Consider the following 19596-nt stretch of genomic DNA (forward strand, 5'->3'; position numbering starts at 1 on the left):
AAAGGCAGGAGGGTTGATCAAAATGACAGCTAAAACAAGTAAAGGAAGGTTGTCTTGGTGGCAGCTTTCGCTTCTCGGTATAGGTTGTACACTTGGAACAGGATTTTTTCTTGGGACAAGTATGGCGATTCACAAAAGTGGTCCTGCTGTAGTGATTCCTTTTTTGTTAGCGGCAATTGCTACGTATATTGTTTATGATGCTCTTGTTAAGATGTCAGTTGACAATCCTGATAAGGGATCATTCCGTACTTATGCAAAGCAAGCTTTTGGAAATTGGGCAGGATTTAGTAATGGCTGGATTTACTTGATTTCTGAGATGCTCATTATGGGCAGCCAATTGACAGCGCTTGGTATTTTTACGAGGCTTTGGTTTCCTGCACTGCCATTATGGGTTGCTGCATCTATTTATGCTGCGCTTGGATTAGCTGTTATTCTTATGGGGATGAAGGGCTTTGAAAACTTTCAAAATATTTTTGGGGCGTTAAAGGCAGCAGCAGTTGTGATGTTTATTGTCGTAGCGGTTGTATTAATAATAAAAGGATTTAAAACGGAAACAACTACACTAGATGCACTATACGCAAACTATGAAGAATTTTTCTCACAAGGTGTGAAAGGAATATGGCTTGGACTATTATATGCCTTTTATGCATTTGGCGGAATTGAAGTTATGGGTTTAATGGTCATTGATTTAAAAGACCCTAAAGAAGCACCGAAAGCTGGAAAGGTGATGCTTATTGCTATAACTGTCATTTTTATCATCGCTATTATGCTAGCTTTGGCGCTTGTTTCTTGGAAGGATTTTAATATTAAGGAAAGCCCATTTATTACAGCTCTAAATGATTATCACATACCTTTTTTTGCGGACATTTTTAATGGCGTGTTAATTATTGCAGGTTTTTCAACAATGGTAGCCTCTTTGTACGCGGTCGTAACGATTCTCATTACACTCGCAGAGGATCATGATGCCCCAGCCTCTCTAGCGAAAAAAGGGAAAATGAAGATTCCATTTCCTGCATTTCTCTTTTTAGCGAGTGGTTTAACTATAACGATTGTTATAGGCTTCCTTATGCCAGAAAAAATTTTTGAATATTTGGTTACAGCTGCTGGTTTAATGCTAATTTATAATTGGCTCTTTATATTAGTAACGTATATGAAGCTAATGAAACTGTCGAAGTGGGAGCATGTGAAGAATGCAATGGGGATGTTGCTCATTATGGTGACGGTGTCTGGGACGTTAGGAGAAAAAACAAGCAGACTCGGTTTTTTCGTGAGCCTGCTTTTTATTATCATCATCGGAATTGCTACTTGGATTGTCATGAAAAGGCAAAAACACAGTAAACATGTTTAATGTTGTTTATTGTTCTGTGGGAAGTGCAGAGAATATTGCATACGTAAAAAAGGACATTTCGATGGGCTACTTTGATCATCACTTAAAAAATACTGCTTCCATTCATAACTACCTTCTTGCCCGTACCATTTTAAATCAGTATGAGCTGGAATAGCATCGAATTCGTTAATGCGTTGACGAATAAGCTTCTTTAATTTTCGACCAAAGACAGTAGAATCGTTCATTTCTTCAAATATCCAGCGTGGCTGAAATGCCATTAATAACGTAGAAAAATTACGACTCTTACGTAATTTATGTGCGGGCGTTGCACAAGAAACAAAATAAGGCTGACCGTTAAAGCAAAATTCCCATTCATTATGCGATGGGTCGGTTGGGATATCCTTTGGCCAATCAATTTCATCAAATATAGTTAAGTTGTTTAAAACTGTCCAAAATAAATTTCTATAATCCTCAACATTAAAGTTTTTATGCATATCCTTAGGGGTTTTGAAGAAAATGGTATGTGTTGTATATTTACCAAACGTTTTAGCACACTTATCGTATTCCTTTAAGCATCGTGCTAACGTCTTGATCGATTGCTCCTCTCGTGGATCTCCGATAAAACTATAGCGAAGCTCGTTCGATAAAAAACCCATTCTAGCTGGAATGCAGGGAAACGTATTTGCTTCATCCGCAACCATGGCAGCGAAGTCGGTATATGCTGACTGTTGCCATAATGGAAGTGTTTCAAAATGTTCTTCTATCCACTTCTTGTCTAACACTGCTACTTCCACTTATGTCTCCTCCTTCTATACATCTTTATAGTATTAAAAAAAGTACAGATGAGTGACGAATGTATGGCATTTACATTTTCTAAATAGCGAGTATAAGGGTTACTTTAAATAGGATCATTACCATAACGTGTGGTTGATTTCCGTTCCTCTATATCGCTAATCCCCAAGGAGTCGCCCAGCCTCCACTCCAATCAACTTATATGCATGATATACGTTTTATTCAAAGCTAGCTTCTTAGGAGAGAAATACCCAGGTGTGGAACGTTTTCTTTGTCAATTTAATAGATAGTGAAAGACCTGCAATACTTGTCTTGTAGAAAAGCATGGTGGTGCTTTTTATAATTTCAGATTAAAGACCTTTTCATCAAGAATGTTTAATGCATGATGAATGTCCTCTAAATCATTATTAGATGCATGTTGGATAAGCTGTAGAAAGCGATCTTCTATGCTGTCGAATGCTTCCTCCATTATTTTTTCTCCATCCTCCGTAAGGCAAACATAATGCTTTCTTCGATCCTCAGTATCGCTAATTTTTTTAATAAACTTTCTATCCTGTAATTTCCGTAATTCACGGCTTGTATTAGGTAATGACATATGCAGACAATCACTAATTTCAGTAGGTGTAACTGACTGGCTTACTTTTATATATTCTAAAATTTTATATTGTACAGGTGTAATATTATCGATTTTAACGTTTTGAGTTAGTTCGTGCGTTACTTGGTGTACCGCTGCTGTAAATGCTACGAACTGATTAAATAATTCTTTTTTGTCCAAATAAGTTCACCTCTTTACTGACAAGATAACAAAAAACTTATCTTAAAACAATTATCATTTGACAATCAAAAATAGATAGATTACCATTTTGTTATCAAATGATAAGTAATGGAGGATTTATGATGAATACATTAATTATTTATACATATCCCAATCATAAAAGTTTGAATTATGCTTTTTTACAGGAGGCTATTAAGGGCTGTCATGACAATCCTTCCGTAAAGGAGGTTCAAGTTTTAGATTTATACGAGGAACAATTTAACCCAATTTTAGTATTTCATGAGCATAAACGCCGTCGTGATATGTTTCGTGATCCAAAGCTTGAGAAATATCGAGAACAAATTAAGTGGGCTGATAAAATCGTTTTTGTTTATCCGATATGGTGGGGAAGACCACCAGCGATGCTTCTAGGGTATATTGATCAATTGTTTGCGGCTAATTTTGCTTATAAAGATAAAAAGGGGCTATTTCCTGAGGGACTTTTAAAAGGAAAATCAGTGGTGTGCATTTCGACAATGAAGGGGCCAACAAAATATCCACTGTTATGGCTGAATAATGCGCATAAAATATTAATGAAAAGAGCGTTATTCAATTTTGTTGGCATTAAACAAGTGAAGTTTTTTGAATTTGGCAATATGGAAAGTAAGAAGGGGAAACAAGGCAAAAAACTTGAAAAAGTTTATCAATATTTTAGAAAAGTAGCTTACTAGTTCATCTGCCTAATCAGACTCGTGCAGACGAAGATTGAATCTCCTATTCGTTTGCACGAGTCTCATTGATTTCTAACGGCAGTGTTACAAAAAATGTTGTAAATTCAGCAAGCTTGCTTTCAACAGTAATGGTTCCGTTATGCATATCGATGATTTTCTTGACAATTGATAGTCCTAAGCCACTTCCGCCATTCTCAGCAGTCCTCGATTGGTCAGCCTTGTAAAATCGTTCGAATACATGCTTTTGTTGTTCGGTTGTTAAACCGATACCATTATCACAAATGGTAATAGTGATTGAATCTATTTGTTTTGTCATTGAAATTGTAATGGTGCCAGCAACTGGCGTGAATTTAATGCTGTTGCTTAGTAAATTCATCCATACTTGATTCATTAAATCTTCATCAGCCATTAGCGAAATGTTTTCCAATTGCAGATCCATGTCGATGTTTTTTGCTAGCCAATTTGCTTCAAGTGTAAGTACGACATTACGCAATTGCTTATCGAGTCGGTAATGCCTTGGCTCGAATGGGTGATGTTGTGATTCTAATGACGTTAGCTTTAGTAAATTGTCACTAATTTTTGATAGTCGATTACTTTCCATCTCAATGATTGCTAAATAATGCTGTCGCTTATCCTCAGGGAGGTCAATGTTTTTCAATGCTTTAGCAAAGCCATTAATAGATGTTAGAGGCGACTGAATTTCATGAGATACATTTGAGATAAATTCTTGACGCATTCTTTCTATTTCGCCTAATTCGACCGCCATATGGTTGATGCCATGTATTAATTGACCAAATTGATCTTCGTCATCAGTTTTAAGATCTAACTTGACAGTAAAATCACCTTTAGCAATTCGGCTTAATGCATCTACAATTGTATTCCAATAGTTCCGTTGTCTTTTTGATCCTATTAAAAATGTGATGATGACTGAGCAAGCAAAGAGAACAAAAACACCGACTACGGTCCATAATTGAAGCCAGAATCCTTGTGGGTATTTACCTAACCAATCATAAAGCCAAGACGTTATGTGGTAGGAGATAAAAGCAAAGACGATGCTAATGATAAGAAGAAGTATTAAAGTTAAAAAAAGCTTTAAAAAATTTTTTAGTCTTCTCATGAAACAAGTTCCAATCGATAGCCTAGGCCGCGAATTGTGCGAATAGAAAATCCGCTCGTTTCTTGAGGGAAACGTTGACGAAGTCTTTTAATGTGAACATCGACTGTACGTTCATCACCTTCATAGTCGTATCCCCAAATCTCTTCGATTAGCTGTTCTCGTGAAAAAGTTTTTCCGGCATAGCTTGCTAACGTAAATAACAGTTCAAATTCCTTTAAACGAAGTGTTAAAGATACGCCGTTATACAAGACTTCATGGGTATTACGATTTAACTTAATATTGCCAGCTTCTACAAGTTGAGATAAGGAAATATGATATCTTTTAAGGATTGATTTCACACGGACGATCAGCTCTGCAGGCTCAAATGGTTTAACAAGATAATCATCTGTTCCAAGATGAAAACCCTTTACCTTTTGCGAGGTCTCTCCTTTTGCGGTTAACATTAAAATTGGTAGATTATCATTAAATGAACGTATTTCTTCGCATAATTCCCAGCCATCCATATTGGGCATCATGATATCCATTATTACCATATCCACCTTATCAGAATCCAATTTGGACAGTGCATCCACACCATCCATAGCTTCAATTACCTCTAAACCTTCATTTTGTAAAAATACCTTAACTAATTCTCGAATATGCGCATCATCATCTACGACTAATAGTTTTGTCATGCTAACAAACCCCTTCATTATTCCTCTTTAATACGTAATTGTTGCTTGGCAAACTCTCGATACATGTCATGAGTCTCAAATAGAGTCTCATGTGTGCCACTACCGGTAATATGTCCTTTCTCTACAAAAAGTATTTGATCCGCATCTACTACTGTTGAAAGGCGGTGTGCAATTACTAGAGTGGTTCTACCTTGCATTAAATTATCTAATGCTTTTTGAACATAGATTTCCGATTTACTATCTAGACTTGATGTTGCTTCATCTAGCATTAATATTTGAGGGTCACGTAAAAGTGCTCTGGCGATAGAGATTCGTTGTCGTTGACCGCCGGAAAGCTTAATGCCTCGTTCTCCTACCTCTGTGTCAAATTGCTCGGGTAATTCATTGATAAAGTGATCGGCATAGGCCATTTTGGCAACTCTCTCAAGCTCTTCATGCTGCACATCTCTATTAATACCATAGCAAATATTTTCTCGAATCGTACCTGACAGCAGTGCACTCTCCTGCGCAACATAGCCGATTTGACTCCTCCATGAATGCAAGGAGTAGGTGTTGATAGGGGTTTCTCCAAGTGTAATACTGCCATTAGTAGGCTGATAATATCTTTCTAACAGAGAAAACGTTGTTGTTTTTCCTCCGCCACTAGGTCCAACGATGGCCGTCACTTGACCTGGTTCAATGGTAAAATTGATATTCGATAAAATCGGCTCTTCTCCATAAGCGAAATCAACATTTTTTACATAAATCGGCTGATCCACTTTTTCTAATGTGTTTCCTTCAAAAATATTTTCCTCTTCATGTTCAAGTAATGCACTAATTCGCTCTGTAGCACCCATTGCTTTTTGAAGCTGTGTAAAGAACATTGTTAATTGGGTCATCGGCATGATGATTTGGATTAAATATAAAATAAATGCCACCATGTCGCCAGCTGTAAGCTCTCCAGAAGAAACTCGTACACCACCATAACCAATAATGGCCACAAGGACTGACATTAAGACAAACGAAATGAGTGGTGAAATCAGAGCATGGATTTTAGCTTCTTTTAAGCCAAACGTAAAGAGATTTGTAATTCCTTTCATACCACGTTTATATTCTATATTTTCGGCATTTGAAGCTTTTACTAATCGTGTCTCAGGTAAAACTTGATTTAGCACGGACGTAAATTTTGCTGTCTCATCTTGCATTCCTTTTGAAATAACAAACATGCGTCTTCCTAACAACATTAAAATAATCATAGCAAGCGGAACAGCAATCAGCATGACTAAGGTCATTTTCCAGTCTAAAATTAATAGAATAATGATTGACCCAATAATAGAAATAACACCAGATAAACAGTTTGCAAGGTGTTCCGTAATAAGCTCCTTGACAACGGCTGTGTCATTCGTAACACGACTTAATGTTTCACCTGTATCGTTTTCATCATAATAAGGTATTGGTAAATGAAGTAGCTTTCTCCATAGCTGATCTCGTAATCTCGCGACAACATGATGTCCGACACGATTTAAATAATAAATAGAAAGGCCACTTGCAATTGCCTGCGCGATAAAAGCAATACCTAATAAAATAATTTGCCAATAATTAAGTGATTCTAATGAAAAGCCATCGACTAATTTTTTTGTAAATAACGGTACGATAAAGCCTACGCCCGTAGTTGCTAAACTCATAATTAAGGCAATAATTAAAAGCCACATCGGCGGTTCAGCCTGTTTAACTAAGCGAACAAAGCGTCGCCAATCTTTCAATTTAGTAGTATCTTTTTGTGTTTCCTGCAACGTAAAAATCTCCCTTCATTTTCATCAACAATAAAATATGAATCTTAATGTACCATTACTATAGCATGTCATTATGAACTGAATATGAAATGGGCAAGTGATGATGATTATGATAGAGATGTAATCCTAATAGTATGATCTATTCAAATTTTTCAATATAAGTTCCTTTTTTTGGAGAATTATCATATAATGTTATAAACCGACAGTCGGTCTATTAGGAGGGGTAGTTCATACTAATTATGGTGACTAAATGGAGAGGTGCTACACATGGATTTAAATCATTTATTGAAGGAATTGCAATTTATGCAGCAAAGACAATGTTTTCAGTTGTCAATAAAGTTCAAATAAAAGGAGATGAATACCGTAATTACCTACTTTTTACGATACAAAAAATAATTTAATGTCTTAGTCATTACAAATCTACATATTAAATAGGGTTTAAAAAGGAAGGGGTTTAATGAAATGGAAACACAGATTAAAAGAAAAGGTTTTTCAAAAGATTTTAACCTTATGGTGATTGGGCAAATTATTTCTATTTTAGGGTCTGCACTTTTAAGGTTCGCCTTATCACTTTATGTACTAGATATTACGGGGCGTGCAGATCTTTTTGCAGTACTATTTGCGATATCGAGTGTCCCTATTTTGCTTGCGCCGCTTGGGGGAGCGATTGCTGACAGGTTTAATCGACGCAACTTAATGGTGATTTTCGATTTTACGAGTAGCATCATTGTTTTTATTTTCTTCGCAATGCTAGCATTTGGTAATAGTTCTGTATTTCTTATTGGTGTTGTGATGGTGTTACTTTCTTTTGTTAGTGCTATGTATGCACCGACAGTGATGGCCAGTATTCCAGTACTTGTGGAAGAAGAGAAGCTTGAGCAAGCCAATGGCATTGTAAATGGTATTCAATCATTGTCTAGTGTAGCTGCTCCCGTATTAGGAGGAATTCTGTACGGGTTGATTGGCTTAAAAGTCCTTGTTGTATTGAGTGGTGTGTTCTTTTTTCTTTCTGCCATATTAGAGATGTTTATTCATATACCCTTTATGCAACGAGAGCAGAGCGAGCATATTATTCCGACACTTGTCAATGATTTAAAAGAGGGCTTTAGTTATGTAGTTAAGCAATCTTTTATATTCAAATGTATGGTTTTAGCGGCATTACTAAATTTATTATTAACACCTTTATTTGTTGTGGGTGTCCCGATTATTCTCCGTGTTACTATGCAAAGTAGCGATACACTATATGGGGTAGGGATGGGGTTAATCGATTTTGCCACAATCTTAGGTGCTTTATCAATGGGGTATATGGCGAAAAAAGTGGGGATTAATAATTTGTATTTTTGGGTTTTTATCACTGCCTTATTGATTGTTCCAATGGCTCTAGCGGTTACGCCTTTCATGCTTAATATAGGTTACTATCCTTCCTATACTTTATTTGTTGGTAGCGCACTCATTATTGCTATGATTCTTACCGTTATTTCAATATATGTTATTACACTAGTACAAAAAGAAACCCCTAATGAAAACTTAGGAAAGGTCATGGCTATTATCATTGCCGTTTCACAATGTATGGCACCAATTGGGCAAATACTGTATGGCGTATTATTTGAAGCATTTAGTGTTAAAGTCTATGTTCCTATTTTAATAGTTAGTATTGCTATGGTAGTGATGGCCATAGCAACAAAGAGAATTTTACGATTTGAAAAGAGCGAGGCAACAAATTGATTCACTTAGAAATACAATACAAATAAATAAGAATCTCAATTTATTAGTCCCTTAATGCTCCTTACAAGGGGCTTTTTTTGTGACTAAATCATTTAGTTTACTACATAAAATGGAAAAAATACTTGACCTTCAAGTTAGTTGAAGGTTTACATTGGGTTAAGAGAGGTGTGATGATTTGAAAAAATATATGACCATTCAAGAATTCTCTGAAAGAACAGGTATAGCCAAAAGCACATTACGCTTTTATGAAACCAAAAATTTACTGTTACCGGAGGGAAGAAGTTCAAATGGCTATCGAGTGTATGCGGATAGTCAAATTGCAACAGTAAAGTTAATATCCACTTTGCGATTAGCAGATATATCTATTCATGAAATTCAAAATTATTTACTCGAGCAGGATGAAACGACTCGTCAGGAAATGATGAAAACGTGGATTCAAAATATGAAGCAAAAGCGGGATCTGTTGGATATTAGCTTACGCTATTTAGAAAGTGACTCTATACGTGATGATATTTATTTGATTGATAAAAATAATGAAAAAATTATTTGGTATACAGCTGAATCTACAACGGGTAAATTTGGAGCACACTTTGAAAAAAGAGCAAACGAATTAAAACAATTAAATATTAGCATTAAAAGTTATTATTTAAACTATTTATCAGGTCAAGATGTTATCAAAGCTCAAATTGGCTTTGGAGTTCCAGCAAATACAAAATTAAATGATATCGCTGACAGTGATTTTATTGAACATATGCCTTCTTGTATATGTCTGGCATTACCGTTTAAAGAACAAATGTCAACGATCAAGGAAGGGTACATAAAATTACTTCAATATGCGCTTCAACATAAATGGGTACCGATACGCTCCATTCTTGAGTGGTATCGAGGTGATGACTTTACTCAATTAGATTTATTATTGCCTGTTATACAAATTGAGTAGTGGTGGAAAGAAAGATTAGGGACGGTGCAATATGAAACGATTCATTCAATTTAGTATAAAAAATGCTTTAACCATGTTATTAGTGGTACCTCTTATTATTGTGGGGGGAATTTATTCATTACAAACTTTACATATTGAAAAATATCCGAATATCGATATTCCATATTTAACAGTAGTTATTCCATATCAAGGGGCCTCACCCGAACAAGCGATGAATGATATTGGGGAGCAAATGGAAAGAGAGTTTATGAAACTCGAAGGGAGTAAAAATGTTTATACAAACGGTGTTGCTAATGCCGTCTATTCAACGATTGAATTTGACATGACAACGGATATGAAGGAAGCAGAGCAGCTCGCGAGGAGAAGTGTAGATAAATTACAGTTGCCTAAATTTGCAGGGGAACCGAGGTATGAATTAACTAAACCTGGTGGAAATCCGATTGTATTCTCACTAGGTATATATGCTACAGATAAAATTGACGAAGTTCAAACCTTTGTAAAGAATACTATAATTCCACAACTTACTGTAATAGAAGGTATAAGTGATATAGAAATCGATGGAACAACGGAAAAGTATATCTATATTCGCCTTCTGCCTCAAAAATTGATGGCAAAAGGAATTACATTAGATGATGTTCGAGAAACTATTTTGGCTAATAATCTATCAATGCCGACTGGGGACATCTCCATTTCAGATGAAGTATTGCCAGTGCGAATAAATAGTGAGCTAAAATCAATTGAAGAAATAAAAGAAATAAAGGTTTTTTCTAAAGAAATAAGTGCGCCAAACATTGCAAGCACGAATTTAGGCGATATAGCTGAAGTTTCATATGAAAGTGACTACACAAATAATTTGACACGCATTAATGGTAAACAGGGGATAAGTTTCAGCATTATTCCTGAAGGTGGTGCTAATACAGTAGCAATCGTTGATCAAGTGAAAAAAGTAATAAATAATTTAGCTATCCCGGAAGATTATAAAGTCGAAGTCTTACGTGATCAATCCATAGAAATTAATCAATCGGTCCATTCTATGTTACGTGAAGTATTTTTAGGGGCAGTAATGACTATCATCATTACCTTATTATTTTTAAAAAATATTCGTTCGACAATTATTGCCGTCATCTCCATACCGGTCTCGATATTTGCATCATTTCTTTTGTTGAAGGCACTGGGATATACATTAAATATTATGACCCTTGCTGGTATCGCTGTAGCAGTTGGACGAGTTGTTGATGATTCAATAGTCGTCATTGAAAATATATTTAGAAGAGTAAGAGCTTCAAAAGAACGAAATGTAGAATTAATAGAGCAAGCTACAAGCGAAGTAGCATCTGCCATTACTTCCTCAACGATAACAACTGTTGCTGTTTTTTTACCACTTGCTTTTGTGCCAGGAATTGTAGGTAGTTTTTTTAAGCCACTTGCATGGACAATTGTTATTTCTTTGTTGATTTCATTAATTGTTGCTGTAACCATTGTGCCGATATTATCAAAGGTCTTTTTATTAAAAATTACTCCTAAAGAATCACATGAAAATAGACTTCAAATTTGGTATCGAAACAGTTTGACTTGGGTTTTACATCATCGTTTCATTACTTTAACTGTGGCATTACTAACTTTGATAGGTTCTATTTGCATTATTGTACCGAGACTTGGGACAACCTTCCTGCCACAAGAGAAAGTGAACGATTTCAAAATCGAAATGACAATGGCGAAAGGTACTTCTTTAAAGAAAACCGCTGATGTCGTAAGTAAAGTAGAAAATATTTTATTAGATCGAAGAGACATTAATCTTATCAATACAAATATTGACGATCAATCTGAAAGAGCGACCATTGCTTTCGTAGTCGATGATTCTGTAGGGAATTTGACCGACTATGTAAATGACATGCGAGTTCAATTAACAACGATAACTGAACCAGAGGAAATGACAGTTTCAAGTATTGGTGGAATTATAGAAGGGGCAGAAAGCAGATACACTCTCGTTGTCAATGGGGCAGATTTTGAAGATATTAAAAAAGCAAGTAAACAGATGACAACTGCTTTAAAAGAAGTACAAGGAATGGACGATGTGACAACATCTTTAGAAGGAGAAGTACCTGAAATCGTTTTTGATTTGGATGACCAAAAACTTGCTGAAAAAGGAATCACTCCAGCTATAGTTACACAAAGCCTTCGGACACTTATCAGTGGGGATGTAATAACGACCATGAGAGTTGAAGAGGAAACGAGAGAAGTAAACCTAGGATTGAAAATAGATGAGGTTACATCTCTTGAAGATTTAGGGCAGCTCCAAATCAGTAATGCAATGGGAATGCCAGTCTTTCTTCATGAATTAGGAGAGTTGAAGAAGGTTAATCATACGACTTCAATTACTCATTTAAATGGCAATGAATATGTCATGGTGTATGGAACTATTACTGATGAAAAAGTAGGAGATGTGACTGCTCAAGCAGATAAAATCATTCATCATTTACAGCTTCCAGAAAGTATTAGCTACTATAAGGAAGGTGTATCCGCATCGATGGATGATGGTTTTAAAGAGTTGTCGATTGCCATAGCAATTAGTGTTTTTTTAGTTTATTTGGTTATGGTTTTTACCTTCAAGGAAGGAAAAGCACCGTTTGTTATCTTGTTTGCTATTCCATTTTCTATTATTGGTGCATTGATTGGACTTTATATGATGAAGGAACCAATCGGTATGCCAGCGATGATCGGTTTACTCATGTTAAATGGAATTGTTGTAACGAATGCGATTGTTTTAGTTGATAAGGTGAAGCAATTTGAAAGATGTGGTATGACCAAGCAAAAAGCTTTAATTGAAGCAGGGGTTATACGTATTCGTCCAATTTTGATGACGGCTATTGCAACAATGGGTGCATTAATCCCAATGGCTATTTCGAATGAAACTGGGATGATATCAAAATCTCTTTCTGTTGTAGTGATAGGTGGACTATCTACATCTACTTTTTTAACATTATTTATCGTACCTATTCTTTATAGTCTTTTTAAAAAGAATGAAAAAAGCATATAAGAGGCTGGCACAAAACTGAATAAACTTTAAAAAGCGCGAGAAAATTATCATTTCTAAAAAATTGTTTTCTCGCGCTTTTTTAATATGAAATTTTTAGATTCCAAAATCCTTATAATTGTGGTATTAGTACCATCTTCTCCGACGCCTAGGTGATATTCTTTGGCGAGGTTGAAACTCAGTAGTCGGGAAGATTGGCTGAGGAATACGTTCAATATCAGTAATTGGATGTTCCACGAGTTCTGCTCTTGAATAAGGAATAGTTGGGGTATTGTTCAAGAGTGGTGTTGATACCTGATTATATTCCACATTGTCTTCTAAATAGTCTGTTTCTGTTGAACGAGTAATGTTTTGGGTACTAGTTAGAAGAGGAATAGTTTGTGGGTTATAGTCTATTTCATCTGTTGGCAAAGAAGCTTGAGCGTATTCTACTATTTCTTCTGTTGGAGTGATGTATTGCGTATTATGAAGGAGAGGTACAGTGTTCTCATTATTTCCGGTAACAATAGTAGTAGAGTCGTCATGATGCTGTTCTGGAGAATGCTTTGTTTCATGGTGCTGGATGTCAGCATGTTGCTGTTGCACAGGGGGAACGTCCTCCATGACGAGTATTGGTCGCATCATATCATGATCTTCATGCTCTAATAAATGGCAATGCCACATATAATGACCGACATGATCTTTCCAATGCATAATAATTTTCGTAACTTTGCCTGCCTCCGCTTTTACAGTATCCTTCCAACCTTGTTCGTAGTCGTGCGGTTCTTCAGGGGGACCTGTAAATTCTAGTCTACCTTCATTTTGATATAGCTCCATATCGAAAGGACGTCGTTCAAGTAGTTTAAATTGAATTAAATGCAGATGAATAGGGTGATCAAATTGAGTGGCGTTCATAAAGTTCCATATTTCTATACTATCAAGTGCAGGCTTTTCAGTAGTAGGATCATGATACATACGATTATTTAATAATAACATTGGTCGACCAAAATCATCTCTTGTAGCAGTTAATGGTAAATGTCTCTCGATATGTGCATCGTGTGGATGTAAATCCATTGATACTGCAAGTCGCTCTGGTATTTCACTAGTATCCTCACATTTTAAAGGAAGACACACTTTAAACTGCATGATGACACTTGTATGTTCATCAATAAAATCTTCATTTGAATTGACTAACGTTATTTCTTGACCTTCGCATTTTGAAAAATCCACCATGACATCAGTTCGTTCAGCAGGCAATAACTCAACAGATTGAATTTCTCGGGGAGCTGTTAAAAAGCCGCCATCTGTTCCGATTTGTATCATCGGCTCACCGTTTGAAAGGCTAATGACATAACCTCTACTATTGGAGCCGTTAAGAAAACGAAATCTATATTTACGAGGCTCGACATTTAAATAAGGCCAAACCTTACCATTTACAACGATTGTATTACCAACAAAGCCAGGTGTAATAGATGGATGTACCGAAACGGGGAATGGTGGTTCATCTGGATAGAAAAGAGAGCCGTCTTCATTAAACGATTTATCTTGAATTAAAATAGGGTACTCATAGTCACCACAAGGTAAGTTAGAACGCTCTTCTAGTGTATCCCTAAGTAAATAAAAACCTGCTAATCCTGCATAGACATTTAAACGGGTTAGCGCCATTGCATGATCATGATACCACAGAGTTGCACCGGGTTGATGATTAGAATATTCATGTATCTCTTTCCTAAACTTTGGGCCAGTTTGGGCATAATCTCTTGTATACCATGCCTCTGGGTGACCGTCACTCTCCCAATCGACATTTGCGCCGTGTAAATGTGTAACAGTTCTTACTTCTTGGGAATCATTTGCCGTATGAAGTGAAAAATCAACTGGTAAAAAATGCTTTAAGGGCAATTGATTTTTATATCGAACATAAATACTTTTGTCTTTTCTAGCTTCAATAGTCGGTCCGGGATAAAGCCCGTTATAGCCCCAGATTATTGATTTTGGGAAATCTTTGTGGAAACAATGCTCGGCTTGCATCATTTTTAGTTCATAATAATCTTTTCTCTGTTGGCCCTTATAATATTTAGGTTTAGCGGTAACCGGTTTTGGCAGTTCATCTACAAATTTTGGTATTGTTGTTGGATCTGTAGGATTAACTTCTTTAGTCAAAACATCACGTCCCTTTTCCAATTCTTAAAACTGCTCATTACCTCATCATATGGGTAAAAACAATGAGGAACAAGGACAATAATGGAGAAAATCGGGCTAATAAAAAATATCGACATTTAATCATCAGTAGGAGTTTAGAGCAGGCAGGTCAAGTAGATGCTTGTATCACGCTAAAAATGATGAAGATGCGAACTGTATTTTATGTTTTTATCATTGAGTTTTTAGCGGCAAATTTTACTTCTTATTTGCAATTGTGAATAGAAATATTAACATTGAAAGAGTTACCCTTTTTAAGGGCTAAACTAAAAAGAAAAAGATAACTACCCGTATCATTTGAAAACGTTATCCTATCAACGTACAATATATGAAATTAAGAAACACGACAGCACAAAATTGTTGTATAATGTTCTGGTATGAGGAAAGAAAGCAGGTTGACAAAAATGGAAAGCAAAATGAATGTACACGCAGTTATAAACATGCAAAAACATCGGGCATTCGTGTTAAAGAATAAGCTAGATGTGAAACTTAAGGTGAAAATATGAAAAACTGGTTGATTTTCATTTCTGTCTTTATGGTTTCATTGTCACTTGTCATTAGTATTTTAGTACTCTGGAAAGCCGAAGCTCCATTCCAGTCAATTGAAGAGCAAGCTGAACAGTTGGCCCTCGATGCCAAAGCCCTCGCAATTGTCTCGGAGTCCTACACTTATAATGGCAAACATTCGTATGTCACTGTGTTCGGGGTAGATGAAAATGGTGATAAAAAAGCTGTCTTTGTTCCGACGAATCTAGAAGCTGATTCAATGAAGGACGTATTTTTAAAAGATGGTATTACGGAAAAGGAAGCATTATCGGTTTTAAAAAAGGAAGGAAATGTACAAAACATCCTTAATGTAAAATTAGGCTATGAGGAACCAGGTGCTGTTTGGGAAATTACTTACCTAAACGATCGCGATAAGCTCAATTATGTCTATATTATGTTTAAGGATGGCGACTGGTGGAAGCGCATTACGAATTTATAAGAGGAGTAGATCCCGTATGAAAAACTTATTAGCAAACCGTGTAAAAACTTTAACACCTTCTTCAACTTTAGCAATTACTGCGAAAGCAAAGGCGTTAAAAGAGCAAGGTATTGATGTTATTGGCCTAGGCGCAGGTGAGCCAGACTTCAACACGCCACAAAATATTTTAAATGCTGCCATTGATTCGATGGAAAAAGGTTTAACAAAATATACCCCTGCAGGCGGTCTTCCAGTACTTAAGAAAGCTATTATCGATAAACTTCAACGCGACAACAATCTTACATACAAGCCGAATGAAGTAATTGTAGGTGTTGGTGCAAAACATATTCTTTATACTTTATTCCAAGTTATTTTAAACGAGGGCGATGAAGTTATTATTCCAATTCCTTATTGGGTATCTTATCCTGAGCAAGTTAAATTAGCGGGCGGTGTACCTGTTTATGTTGAAGGCACACGTGAGCAAGGCTATAAAATTACGGCGGATCAATTAAGAGCTGCTGTGACAGATAGAACAAAAGCAGTTATTATTAACTCTCCTAGCAACCCATCAGGTATGATTTATTCTCGTGAAGAGATAGCTGAAATTACTGCTGTTGCAGAAGAAAAAGATATTTTAATCGTGTCAGATGAAATTTATGAGAAGCTTGTATACAATGGTATTGAGCATTTTTCAATTGCTGAAGTATCTGAAGCAGTGAAAGCACGTACAATCGTTGTAAATGGTGTTGCAAAATCACACTCTATGACAGGCTGGCGTATCGGGTATGCTGCAGGGGATGCAGACATTATTAAATCAATGACTGACCTTGCATCACACTCTACATCAAACGCAACAACAACTGCACAATATGCAACAGTGGAAGCGTATAATGGACCACAAGATGCAGTAGAAGAAATGCGTCAAGCATTCGAATCTCGTCTCGAAAAAATTTATCCGCAGTTAAGCGCAATTCCTGGCTTCAACGTTTTAAAACCTCAGGGTGCATTCTACTTATTACCAGATGTTGCAGAAGCTATGGCTCATACTGGCTATGATTCAGTAGATGCATTCGCTGCAGATATTTTAACAGAAGCAAACGTAGCAGTGATTCCAGGTTCTGGCTTTGGTGCACCAACTACAATGCGATTATCTTACGCTACATCTTTAGACTTATTAGAAGAGGCAGTCCGTCGAATTGATACATTTGTAAAATCAAAATGGCAAGACTAATCCTTTTAACATTTTTCAGCAGAAGTCGCCCACCTCTATAGGTGGTGAGATGAATGCGAATGTAAGCTATTTTTCAGAGGGAGTCCAAACGCCCGCTGAAAGAAGTTAAAGCCTCCGGCGGATGTCATGGAATCGGAAAGGAGTTCTTTGTGCAAGCACAAAGCCGATTCCAGACGCAATTATGCCAAGGCACAATTGATTGAACTTTGGAGGATTTCTATGAAAAAAATTATGATTCAAGATATGCCAAAGCATATCGGTGAAACCGTCAAGCTAGGAGCTTGGTTAGCAAACAAACGATCAAGTGGGAAAATTGCCTTCTTGCAATTACGTGATGGTTCTGGCTTTGTTCAGGGCGTTGTTGTAAAAGAAGAAGTAGGCGAAGAAATTTTCGCCATTGCAAAAGGTATGTCCCAAGAAACGTCAATGTACATTATTGGAGAAGTTAAAGCAGATGAGCGTTCAAGCTTTGGCTGTGAAATTGCTGTAACTGGTATTGAAGTACTACATGCTGCAACTGATTTCCCTATTACACCGAAAGAACACGGTCCTGAGTTTTTGATGGATAACCGTCACTTATGGCTTCGTTCTCGTAAGCAACATGCGATCATGAAAGTTCGTAACGAAATTATTCGTGCAACTTACGAGTTTTTCAACAACAATGGCTTTACAAAAATGGACCCACCGATTTTAACGGGGTCAGCTCCAGAAGGTACGTCTGAGCTATTCCACACAAAATATTTCGATGAGGATGCCTATCTTTCTCAATCTGGTCAACTTTATATGGAAGCGGCGGCAATGGCATTAGGTAAAGTATTTTCATTCGGTCCGACGTTCCGTGCAGAAAAATCTAAAACACGCCGTCACTTAATCGAGTTTTGGATGATTGAACCTGAAATGGCCTTTGTGGAATTTGAAGAAAACTTAGAAGTGCAAGAACAGTATGTAGAGCATATTGTGCAATCAGTTCTGGCAAACTGCAAATTAGAATTAGAGCGACTTGGTCGTGATACATCAAAACTTGAAAATATCAAAGCACCATTCCCTCGTATTTCTTACGACGATGCCATTAAATTATTACATGAACAAGGATTTGATGATATCGAATGGGGCGATGATTTCGGTGCACCACATGAAACGGCAATTGCTAATTCATTTGACAAACCGGTATTTATCACTTGTTACCCAGTAGGCATTAAGCCATTCTACATGCAACCACATCCTGACCGTGATGATGTAGTATTATGTGCAGATTTAATTGCACCAGAAGGCTATGGTGAAATAATTGGTGGTTCTGAGCGTATTCATGACTATGATTTATTAAAATCACGTCTTGAAGAGCATCAATTATCTTTAGAGGCTTATGCATGGTATTTAGAGTTGCGTAAACAAGGCTCTGTACCACATTCTGGCTTCGGCCTTGGATTAGAACGTACAGTGGCATGGATTTCTGGCACGGAGCACATTCGTGAAACGATTCCATTCCCACGTTTACTAAACCGCTTATATCCATAAGTAACAACTAGTTTGGTTTAGGTTTTGAAAGTGTAAAATGAAAAAAGTCGCGTAGTGATGTATCTACGCGGCTTTTCTACTTACGATGGAAAAAGGAGTCAAGTATAATATGAGCACAAATAACGATCGACTCCGTACATGGACTGAGCAAAGAATGATTCAAATTCCTCAGCTTTTTTTTCAGTTTTATAAGGAGTTAAAAATTGAGGATGATGAGGCACTTATTGTTATGCATTTACTTGCGTTCCATATGGAGGGGAATGATTTCCCAACGCCTAATGACCTGATGAATCGTCTGACGATGCCTGACAATGATATTTCTTCACGTCTACAGCGATTAATGCAAAAAGGTTTCCTTGAAATAACAAGCGACGTCGATGCAAATGGCAAGCTATATGAAAAATATTCGGTATACCCACTATGGGAGCGCATTATGCAGATGATTGAAATGAAGGAACATCAAAAATCAGCGGCTTCACTTCGACAAGAAGAGGGGGAGATATTCCGGTTATTTGAAGAGGAAATGGGACGACTTTTATCTCCTTTAGAGCTAGAAAAAATCGGATCTTGGTTAGATGAGGATAAGCACAGTCCAGCGCTTATTAAGGAGGCACTTAAGGAGGCTGTTTTTGCAGGCAAGCTAAGTATTCGTTATATAGATCGGATATTACTGGAGTGGAAAAAGAAAAAAATTACAACACCACAGGCTGCACAGAAGCAAAGCGAGCAGTTCCGGGAAAAACAAACCTTTAATCGACCACCAGTCCGAACGATGCAGCAAGAAACGCAATCGACAAATAAAGTACCATTTTATAATTGGTTAGAAGAAAGAGAATAGGGGGCTT

The 19596-nt window shown here is 36.7% G+C and carries 17 protein-coding genes; 11 read left to right on the forward strand and 6 right to left on the reverse strand.

The window, feature by feature from the left end:
• Positions 1–22 precede the first annotated feature (22 nt).
• Entirely contained in the window at positions 23–1348 is a 1326-nt protein-coding gene (locus MOK21_RS00105; RefSeq protein ID WP_249071633.1) for an amino acid permease, read from the forward strand.
• On the opposite strand, the gene MOK21_RS00110 is transcribed toward MOK21_RS00105, so the two are convergent.
• Together MOK21_RS00110 and MOK21_RS00115 are read right to left on the reverse strand one after the other, a co-directional pair.
• A complete protein-coding gene (locus tag MOK21_RS00110) occupies positions 1345–2121 on the reverse strand; it encodes a YqcI/YcgG family protein (protein WP_249071635.1) in 777 nt (258 codons plus the stop codon). The genes MOK21_RS00105 and MOK21_RS00110 overlap by 4 nt on opposite strands.
• A 335-nt stretch (positions 2122–2456) precedes the next feature.
• Complete coding sequence (locus MOK21_RS00115) at positions 2457–2894, reverse strand: MarR family winged helix-turn-helix transcriptional regulator (protein ID WP_249071637.1); 438 nt, start codon at positions 2892–2894, stop codon at positions 2457–2459.
• 122 nt (positions 2895–3016) lie between these two features.
• On the opposite strand from MOK21_RS00115, the gene MOK21_RS00120 reads away from it, so the two are divergent.
• On the forward strand, positions 3017–3604 hold the full coding sequence (locus tag MOK21_RS00120) for an NAD(P)H-dependent oxidoreductase (protein WP_249071639.1): 588 nt from the start codon (positions 3017–3019) through the stop codon (positions 3602–3604).
• Between the two features lie 43 nt (positions 3605–3647).
• Here MOK21_RS00120 and MOK21_RS00125 read toward each other — a convergent pair whose 3' ends face one another.
• The 3 genes from MOK21_RS00125 to MOK21_RS00135 are packed head-to-tail and all read right to left on the reverse strand — an operon-like array spanning position 3648 to position 7167.
• Entirely contained in the window at positions 3648–4721 is a 1074-nt protein-coding gene (locus MOK21_RS00125) for a HAMP domain-containing sensor histidine kinase (RefSeq protein ID WP_249071640.1), read from the reverse strand.
• Positions 4718–5395 carry a response regulator transcription factor gene (locus tag MOK21_RS00130; protein WP_249071643.1) on the reverse strand — a complete coding sequence of 226 codons (678 nt, stop codon included), beginning with the start codon at positions 5393–5395 and terminating at the stop codon, positions 4718–4720. Before MOK21_RS00130 ends, MOK21_RS00125 begins: the two co-directional genes overlap by 4 nt.
• A gap of 17 nt (positions 5396–5412) precedes the next feature.
• Positions 5413–7167, reverse strand: a complete 1755-nt coding sequence (locus tag MOK21_RS00135; RefSeq protein WP_249071645.1) for an ABC transporter ATP-binding protein — start codon at positions 7165–7167, stop codon at positions 5413–5415.
• Positions 7168–7406: 239 nt separating this feature from the next.
• On the opposite strand from MOK21_RS00135, the gene MOK21_RS00140 reads away from it, so the two are divergent.
• The 4 genes from MOK21_RS00140 (at position 7407) to MOK21_RS00155 (ending at position 12869) form a co-directional block, all read left to right on the forward strand.
• A complete protein-coding gene (locus MOK21_RS00140; RefSeq protein ID WP_249071647.1) occupies positions 7407–7568 on the forward strand; it encodes a hypothetical protein in 162 nt (53 codons plus the stop codon).
• A 61-nt stretch (positions 7569–7629) separates the two neighbouring features.
• Positions 7630–8892, forward strand: coding sequence for an MFS transporter (locus tag MOK21_RS00145; protein ID WP_249071649.1), 1263 nt, complete (start codon positions 7630–7632; stop codon positions 8890–8892).
• 175 nt (positions 8893–9067) lie between these two features.
• Positions 9068–9832 (forward strand): MerR family transcriptional regulator, encoded by a 765-nt coding sequence (locus tag MOK21_RS00150; RefSeq protein WP_249071651.1) that lies wholly within the window; start codon positions 9068–9070, stop codon positions 9830–9832.
• Positions 9833–9863: 31 nt separating this feature from the next.
• Positions 9864–12869 carry an efflux RND transporter permease subunit gene (locus MOK21_RS00155; RefSeq protein ID WP_249071653.1) on the forward strand — a complete coding sequence of 1002 codons (3006 nt, stop codon included), beginning with the start codon at positions 9864–9866 and terminating at the stop codon, positions 12867–12869.
• A gap of 123 nt (positions 12870–12992) precedes the next feature.
• On the opposite strand, the gene MOK21_RS00160 is transcribed toward MOK21_RS00155, so the two are convergent.
• Positions 12993–15005: a multicopper oxidase family protein gene (locus MOK21_RS00160; RefSeq protein WP_249071654.1), complete on the reverse strand. Its 2013-nt coding sequence runs from the start codon at positions 15003–15005 to the stop codon at positions 12993–12995.
• Between the two features lie 62 nt (positions 15006–15067).
• Here MOK21_RS00160 and MOK21_RS00165 point away from each other — a divergent pair, with 62 nt between their 5' ends.
• The 5 genes from MOK21_RS00165 (at position 15068) to MOK21_RS00185 (ending at position 19589) form a co-directional block, all read left to right on the forward strand.
• Entirely contained in the window at positions 15068–15262 is a 195-nt protein-coding gene (locus tag MOK21_RS00165) for a hypothetical protein (protein WP_249071656.1), read from the forward strand.
• 281 nt (positions 15263–15543) lie between these two features.
• Entirely contained in the window at positions 15544–16026 is a 483-nt protein-coding gene (locus tag MOK21_RS00170; protein ID WP_249071658.1) for a cell wall elongation regulator TseB-like domain-containing protein, read from the forward strand.
• A 16-nt stretch (positions 16027–16042) separates the two neighbouring features.
• Positions 16043–17236, forward strand: a complete 1194-nt coding sequence (locus MOK21_RS00175) for a pyridoxal phosphate-dependent aminotransferase (RefSeq protein ID WP_249071659.1) — start codon at positions 16043–16045, stop codon at positions 17234–17236.
• A gap of 219 nt (positions 17237–17455) precedes the next feature.
• Positions 17456–18751 (forward strand): asparagine--tRNA ligase, encoded by a 1296-nt coding sequence (gene asnS / locus MOK21_RS00180; protein ID WP_249071662.1) that lies wholly within the window; start codon positions 17456–17458, stop codon positions 18749–18751.
• Between the two features lie 109 nt (positions 18752–18860).
• Positions 18861–19589, forward strand: a complete 729-nt coding sequence (locus tag MOK21_RS00185; RefSeq protein WP_249071663.1) for a DnaD domain-containing protein — start codon at positions 18861–18863, stop codon at positions 19587–19589.
• Positions 19590–19596: the final 7 nt, after the last annotated feature.

This window comes from Lysinibacillus sp. BPa_S21 (assembly GCF_023337795.1).
Taxonomy (GTDB): Bacteria; Bacillota; Bacilli; order Bacillales_A; family Planococcaceae; genus Lysinibacillus.